General features: G+C 67.9%; 6 protein-coding genes. 2 read left to right on the forward strand and 4 right to left on the reverse strand.

The annotated features are described in order from the left end of the window. Positions 1-3: 3 nt before the first annotated feature. The 3 genes from B0684_RS03870 to B0684_RS03880 are packed head-to-tail and all read right to left on the reverse strand — an operon-like array spanning position 4 to position 2,233. Positions 4-1,353 (reverse strand): AMP-binding protein, encoded by a 1,350-nt coding sequence (locus B0684_RS03870; RefSeq protein WP_018169136.1) that lies wholly within the window; start codon positions 1,351-1,353, stop codon positions 4-6. After that, on the reverse strand, positions 1,350-1,964 hold the full coding sequence (locus tag B0684_RS03875) for a COG4648 family protein (protein ID WP_018649690.1): 615 nt from the start codon (positions 1,962-1,964) through the stop codon (positions 1,350-1,352). The genes B0684_RS03870 and B0684_RS03875 overlap by 4 nt, the downstream gene beginning before the upstream one ends. Then, complete coding sequence (locus B0684_RS03880) at positions 1,961-2,233, reverse strand: phosphopantetheine-binding protein (protein ID WP_026182088.1); 273 nt, start codon at positions 2,231-2,233, stop codon at positions 1,961-1,963. The genes B0684_RS03875 and B0684_RS03880 overlap by 4 nt, the downstream gene beginning before the upstream one ends. 220 nt (positions 2,234-2,453) lie before the next feature. Here B0684_RS03880 and B0684_RS03885 point away from each other — a divergent pair, with 220 nt between their 5' ends. Beyond that, complete coding sequence (locus B0684_RS03885; protein WP_018145368.1) at positions 2,454-3,767, forward strand: NAD(P)/FAD-dependent oxidoreductase; 1,314 nt, start codon at positions 2,454-2,456, stop codon at positions 3,765-3,767. 10 nt (positions 3,768-3,777) lie between these two features. Continuing rightward, on the forward strand, positions 3,778-4,452 hold the full coding sequence (locus tag B0684_RS03890) for a YdcF family protein (protein ID WP_018649691.1): 675 nt from the start codon (positions 3,778-3,780) through the stop codon (positions 4,450-4,452). 196 nt (positions 4,453-4,648) lie between these two features. Here the strand turns inward: B0684_RS03890 and B0684_RS03895 are convergent, their stop codons facing one another. Continuing rightward, on the reverse strand, positions 4,649-7,426 hold the full coding sequence (locus B0684_RS03895; protein WP_018649692.1) for a valine--tRNA ligase: 2,778 nt from the start codon (positions 7,424-7,426) through the stop codon (positions 4,649-4,651). Positions 7,427-7,589: the final 163 nt, after the last annotated feature.

Below are 7,589 nucleotides of genomic sequence, written 5' to 3' on the forward strand. Positions count from 1 at the left end.
GGCTCAGGCGCACTGGCCGTGATGGGCGAGCAGGTCCAGCAGGATCTGGCGTGGCAGCTTGCCGGTGGCCGAACGCGGCAGATGATCGACGCGGACCAGCGGGCGCGGCAGGAACAGCGGGTCCATGCACTCGGCCAGTGCAGCCTGGATTTCGGCCGCGCTGCGATCCGGTGCCACCACCAGGGCGGCCAGCCGGGTCACGCCGTGCGTGTCCTGATCGGTGCCCGGCGGAATGAACACCCCGTCGAGCACCCCGGGGATTGCGTTGAGTCGGCGGTTGAGATCGGCCAGGGAGGCGCGTTTGCCGGCGATGTTCAGTTGATCGGCCAGGCGCCCCTCCATGCGGAAGTGGCTGACGTCCCGGACCTCGATGTGGTCCGGAAGCGGGACCGCTTCGGGGTGCTGGGGTCCCTGGACGCGCGCGAGGCCGTCGTCATTGCGATGCAGTTGCACCCCGGGGTAGGCCGTCCAGTCGGATTCGCGGGTGGTGCGGCGGGTTGCAATGGCGCCGGCCTCGGTGCAACCGTAGATCTCGTCCAGGCGGCAGCCGAACACCCGTTCGGCCTGGCCGGCCGTTTCCGGGTCCAGGGGCGCGGTCGCGCAGAGGATGCGTTCCGGGGTCGGCCACTCCAGCCCCGCACGCAGGCAGGCGCTCAGATGAAAAGGTGTGGTTACCAGAACGGCCGGGGTGCAGTCCGCCAGTGCGGCACGGATGTCCTCGGGGTAGAACGGGCGTCCGGCGAGCAGGGTGGCGTGCCCCAGCAGGGCGTACAGGAGCGTGGACTCCAGGCCGTACATGTGCTGCGGCGGGACCGTGCCGATCAGGGTCGGTCCGGAGCCATCCACCAGATCGAAGCATTCCAGCGCCTGCCAGGTGACAGCATGCAGGGCCTCCCAGGTCCGCGCATGGGCCGTGGGGGTGCCGGTGCTGCCGGAGGAGAAGGCCAGAACGGCGGTCTGGTCGGCGGGGATCTCGGGGATCGCCCCGGTGGCCTCGCCGGCTGCGCCGCAGGCGGACACCCGCAGGATCGGGATTGCGATCTCGGCATCCGGGCCGTCGACCAGGGCAGGCGCGTCCGGGTATTGGCTGGCGATCTCGGCCAGGGTGGTGCTCCCGCGGTTCGGGGGCAGCAGATTGACCTGGCCGCGCAGCAGAATGGCGGCAAAGGCGACCGCGAAGTGGTAGCGGTCCTGGCACAGGTTGAAGGCCGCCCGCGCCTGCGGCAGGCGTGCGGCCAGCGCCTGCGCGTCGGCGAGGAAGGCGGCGCGCGAGATCGCCCGATCGCCGATGCGCGCCAGCGGGGCGGGCGTGTCGGCGATCAGTGGTCGAGTGACCTGCGGGGTATCTGTCACGGGTGCCTCAGCATCCGGTGGTGATCGACCCGCGCCAGCTCCATCAGATAGGCCAGGAAGCCGTTGTGCGGCTCGTCGCGCAGGAGCCAGCGGCGCAGCGGATACTCCAGCAGGAACAGGCCGGCCAGAAAAAGGTAGTTGATCCCGTTGGCAAACAGGGCCCAGGTGGTGGCGGTGGCGAACAGCGCCAGCCAGGCGGACACGATTGCCAGTCCGGCACACAGCAGGGCCCAGGTAATGGTGAGGTTGCGGGTGTAGCGGTGCACCGCGGCGGTGTCGGAGGCCCCCATGGCCAGGGCGTAGCGCGTGATCAGCGGGGTAGAGTCGCTGCGCAACGAACGCGCGAACAGAAGCGACAAGAGCCCCATGATGAGCACCGGCAAAGCATACAGCAGCCAGGTGGCCATCCCGCCGAGGAGCAACAGGCTTATGCCCACGGCCAGGCTCGCGGCCAGCACGCCACGTCCGGTGGTGGCCAGCGAGGCCCATGCAGCCACCAGGATCAGGGTGGCCAGGATCGCCAGCGGCACTAGCGGGATCTCGAAGGTCACGCCGAGGACGACCGCGACCGGATAACTCAGGGCCACGCAGGCGGCGAGTGGGGTGTTCACGACGTGGCTCGGTTGGCCTCGATATGGGCGCTCAGCGCCCGCAAGGACGCGAAGATCTCGCGGTTGTTTTCGTCGTCCGACCGGATCTGGACGCCGTAGGCGCGGGAGATGGCCAGGGCCAGCTCCAGGGCATCGATGGAATCCAGCCCCAGTCCTTCACGGAACAGCGCATCTTCCGGCTCGATCTCCTCCGGCGCGACCTCCTCCAGATTAAGGCTGTCCACGATCAGTTGAGCGACTTCCTGTTCGAACGCTGTTTGTGATGGCACGTGTTCCCCCGGTGCAGTGATGTGCGCATTTTGTGATCGCCTCCGAACTTGCCGTTCGCGCGAGGGTCACCCTGCTGTGGGCGCCGATGATACCCACACCCGAGGGGCCGTGGTACCCTCGCGACCAGACCGGGTCGCCTTTCTGGGGTTGCGGGCGGGCAAGCGGAGACGTGATTTGATACAACCGGGACAGGAAGCCGTAACCGACGGGCGCTGCCAGGTGGTGGTGATCGGAGGAGGCCCCGCCGGCTCCACGGTGGCCTCCCGACTGGCGCAGAAGGGGCGCGACGTGGTGCTGCTGGAAAAGGCCCGGCATCCACGCTTCCACATCGGCGAATCCCTGCTGCCGATGAATATGCCGTTGTTCGAGGAACTGGGCGTGGCCGAGGCCATCGCGGCAATCGGCATCCCCAAGCACGGGGCCGAGTTCACCATCCCCGAGGCGCCCGACGCGCCGCGAACCTATTACTTCGAGCGCGCCCTGAACGACGACACACCCGCGTCGGCATGCGAGGTGCGGCGTTCGGAGTTCGACCACCTGCTGCTGGAAAACAGCGCCCGCCTGGGTGTGCGGGTGCTGGAAGAGGTCACCGTCTTCGATGTCGCCCTGGCCGATCCCGCCAAGGGCGGGACCCAGCAGGTCACCGCGCGCGATGCTTCCGGCAACACGCTGGAGTTCGAGGCCGATTTCGTGGTCGACGCCTCCGGTCGCGATACCTTCCTGGCGCGCCGTCTGGACCTGAAGGCGCGCAACCCGGAACACAACAGCGCCGCGATCTTCGGGCACTTCAACAACGTGCCGCGGCGTGCCGGGCGCGATGCCGGCAACATCAGTATCTACTGGTTCCAGCACGGCTGGATCTGGATGATCCCGTTGCGCGACGGGGCGATGAGCGTGGGCGCGGTCTGTTTTCCCGAATACCTGAAGACGCGCAAGACCAAGCCCGAGACGTTCCTGTGGGACACGCTGAAGCTCTGCCCGCCGGCCTTCGAGCGCATGCAGGGCGCGGAGCTGGCTGGCCCGGTCAACGCCACCGGCAATTTCTCCTACCGCTCCAGTCAGGCCCACGGCCCGGGTTATCTGCTGGTCGGCGATGCGTTCACCTTTGTCGACCCGGTGTTCTCCAGCGGGGTCTATATCGCGATGTCGGGGGGCTTCCGCGCCGCCGATGCGGTGGATCGCTGCCTGGAGCATCCGGCGCGCTCCGCACGCTATCTGCGTGCCTTTGAGCGCGACGTGCGCCGTGGCGTCCGCCGTTTCTCCTGGTTGATCTACCGCTTCAACAGCCCGGTGATGCGCAAGCTGTTCATGGGTCCGCGCAATACCTTCGGGATGGAGCAGGCGGTGATCTCGCTGCTGGCCGGGGATGTCTACCGCAATACCCGTGTGCAGTGGTCCCTGCGCGCCTTCAAGACGGTGTACTACGTGCAGATGGCGCTGAACCTGCCGCGGGCCCTGGCCTTCTGGGCGCGGCGCCGGCGCAACGCGCGGCTGCACTTCACCGGCGGCACCACGCCCGAAGACGAGGCCTGAGAAGGCTCCCGTGGGCGAGGTGCGCGTCGGACTGGGTCGCATCGGGCCGGACGGCCTGGCGACCTTTGCGCTGTCGAATCTGATCATCCTGGCCACCGGCGGCTTGTCCTGGCTGGCGCTGTGGCTCTACACCGTGCACTGGTCGCGGCGGCGGCGCTGCCCCGGGCGCGGGGACTGCATCCTGGTGCTGGGGCAGCAGCTGGAGTCGGGGGCGCCCGGTCCGGGCTACCGCCTGCGCCTGCTGCGCGCCGTGCGTCTGGCGCGCCGGAATCCCGATGCCCGGATCCTGGTGCTGGGTGGGCAGACCTCCCCCGGTGCTCCCAGCGAGGCCGCCGCGGGCGCGGCCCTTCTGCAACACCACGGGATCGCGGCGACGCGCATCCGTACCGAAGACGCCTCGCGGCATACGCTGGAGAATCTGCGCAATGCGCGCGATCTGCTGACGGAGACGGCGGAGGCCGGTGATGCGCCCCTAGTGCTGGTGACCAGTCGCTTCCATCTCGCCCGGGCGGTCGCCATCGCGCGCGGCATGGGATTGCGCGTCTGCCCCTGTCCGGCGGAGCCGGGCTCCACCGTATCGGCGGCGCGACTGGCGCGCGAATGCTGGATGCTGCACTGGTACCACACCGGCCGCACCCTGGCGCGCTTGATCCGCCACCGGGGCATGCTCGAACGGATCAGCTGATGTTCTTCAAGCGCGAAGCGCACGAAGACACGAAGGCGGGCAAGAGCGATCAACAGGGATTCAAGGGGTATGGGCCCGAGGTTATTACCGCCTTGGGTGCAGCTGGTCCTCTGTGCGGCCCGTCAGCCTGGATCCTTCCCGTCTCCCGTAAATGCTTTTCCGGTCTTCTGCGTGTGCCTCGTGGTGAACAGCGCCCTCACATCGCGCGGATGCGTTCGCGCTGGGCGGCCAGCTGGTCGCGGGTGGCGTGCATCTCGGCGACGCGGTCGCGTTCCTTCTGCACCACGTCGGCCGGGGCGCGGTCGACGAAGCTCGCGTTGGAAAGCCGCTGCTCGCTCTGTTCGAGGTTCTTGTCGAGCTTGCCGATTTCCTTGTCCAGGCGCGCGAGCTCGGCGTCCTTGTCGATCAGCCCGGCCAGCGGAATCAGCAGCTGCATGTCGTCGACCAGGGCCATCGCGGATTCCGGCGCCTCGTCGGCCGTGTCCAGCCAGGTGACGCTCTCGGGCTTGGCGAGGAACTCCAGCAGGCCGCGGTGGCGGGTGTAGCGCTCCTGGTCGGCGTCGGTCCAGTTCTTTACCAGCACCGGCAGCGGTTTGGCGGGAGCGATGTCCATCTCCGCGCGGATGCGGCGCAGCCCGGTGATGAAGTCCTTCACCCAGTCGAGCTCGGCCGTGGCGGTCGCGTCACGCGGGAAGCCGTCGCGGCCAGGCCAGGGGCGCTGCACCAGGAATTCGATGTCATCCGTGATGCCGGCATGCGGTTTCACGTTGGTCCAGATGGCCTCGGTGATGAACGGGGTCACCGGGTGCAGCAGGCGCAGCAGGGCCTCGAGCACGGTGACCAGGGTATTGCGCGTGGCGCGCTTGACCGCCTCCGGCGTGGCGTCGTCGTTCAGCACTGGCTTGGTCAGCTCCAGGTACCAGTCGCAGTAGTCGTGCCAGGTGAACTCGTAGAGCGTCTGCGCGGCGAGGTCGAAGCGGTAGGCATCGAGCTGCTGCGTGGCGGTCGCGGCGGTGGCGGCCAGGCGGTCGAGGATCCAGCGATCGGCCAGCGTGCGGTGCTCCGCGGTATCGGCCGCGGCGGAGCAGTCGTGGCCCTCGACGTTCATCAGCACGAAGCGCGAGGCGTTCCACAGCTTGTTGCAGAAGTTGCGATAGCCCTCGATGCGGCCGAGGTCGAACTTGATATCGCGCCCGGTGGTGGCGAGTGCCGCCAGGGTGAAGCGCAGGGCATCGGTGCCAAAGGCGGGGAAGCCGTCGGGGAAGGCCTTGCGCGTGGCCTTCTCGATCTTCTGCGCCATCTGCGGCTGCATCAGGCCGCGGGTGCGTTTGGCCACCAGGCCGTCGGCGCTGATGCCGTCAATGAGATCGATCGGGTCGATCACGTTGCCCTTGGACTTGGACATCTTCTGGCCTTCCGAGTCGCGGATCAGGCCGGTGACGTACACCTCGCGGAAGGGCACATCCCCCATGAAGTGCTCGCCCATCATGATCATGCGGGCGACCCAGAAGAAGATGATGTCGAAGCCGGTGACCAGCACGCTGGTCGGGTAGAAATCCTTCAGTTCCTGCGTCTGCTCCGGCCAGCCGAGGGTGGAGAACGGCCACAGCGCCGAGCTGAACCAGGTGTCCAGCACGTCTTCGTCCTGTTCGAGCACCACGTCCGCGCTCAGGCCGTGCTTTGCGCGCACCTCGTCCTCGGAGCGCCCGACGTACACGTTGCCGTCGGTGTCGTACCAGGCCGGGATGCGGTGGCCCCACCAGATCTGGCGCGAGATGCACCAGTCCTCGATGTTGCGCATCCACTCGAAGTAGGTCTTCGACCAGTTTTCCGGCACGAAGCGGATGCGGCCGTCCTCCACTGCCTTGATCGCCGGTTCGGCCAGCGGGCCGGCCTTCACGTACCACTGGTCGGTCAGATAAGGCTCGACCACGGTGCCGGAGCGGTCGCCGCGCGGGACCATCAGCTTGTGGTCGTCGATCTTTTCGAGCAGTCCTTCTGTATCCAGGTCGTCGACAACCTTCTGCCGGGCCTGGTAGCGGTCCAGCCCGCGATAGGCGGCCGGCACGTTGTCGTTCATGCAGGCGTCGATGGTCAGGATGTTGATCACCGGCAGGTCGTGGCGCTGCCCCATGGCGTAGTCGTTGAAGTCGTGCGCCGGGGTGATCTTCACGCAGCCAGAGCCGAACTCGGCCTCGACATAGTCGTCGGCAATGATCGGGATCTCGCGCCCGACCAGCGGCAGCCGGATCGTCTTGCCGATCAGGTGCTGGTAGCGCTCGTCCTCCGGATGCACCGCGACGGCGGTGTCGCCCAGCATGGTCTCCGGGCGGGTGGTCGCGACGGTCAGATGGCCAGAGCCGTCGGCCAGCGGATAGCGGAAGTGCCACAGGTGGCCGACCTCTTCCTCGGACAGGACCTCGAGATCGGAGAGCGCGGTGTGCAGCACCGGGTCCCAGTTGACCAGGCGCTTGCCGCGATAGATCAGGCCCTCCTCGTGCAGGCGCACGAAGACCTCGCGCACCGCGTCGGACAGCCCCTCGTCCATGGTGAAGCGCTCGCGCGACCAGTCCATGGAATCGCCCAGGCGGCGCATCTGGCGGGTGATGGTGCCGCCGGATTCGGCCTTCCAGTCCCAGACTGCCTCGAGGAATTTCTCGCGCCCGAGGTCGTGGCGGCCCTTGCCGTCGGCGGCCAGCTGGCGTTCGACGACCATCTGGGTGGCGATCCCGGCGTGGTCGGTGCCGCCCTGCCACAGGGTGCGGTCGCCGTGCATCCGCCGGTAGCGGATGAGGGTGTCCATCAGGGTGTGCTGGAAGGCATGCCCCATGTGCAGGGTGCCGGTCACGTTCGGTGGCGGCAGCAGGATGCAGTAGTTGGCCTCGCCCGTCGCCGGCGGCGCGAAGACGTTCGCGCCCTCCCAGCGGTCGTACTGGGTCTGTTCGATGCTTTTCGGGTCGAAGCTCTTGTCCATGATCGCGGGCGCGCTCGGGTCGGAGTGTAGGGAAAGCCGCGCATTATAACGGCGCGGCGCGCTGGCCGCCCGGGGGATATGCCGTTGGCCGGCTGTCTGCCGTGCAGGCTGGTCCTGGTTCGTCGTCCGGTGTTTACGGTGCTTTCGTCTGGCCGCCTGCCAG

The sequence above is a fragment of the Thioalkalivibrio versutus genome, from assembly GCF_001999325.1.
Taxonomy (GTDB): Bacteria; Pseudomonadota; Gammaproteobacteria; order Ectothiorhodospirales; family Ectothiorhodospiraceae; genus Thioalkalivibrio; species Thioalkalivibrio versutus.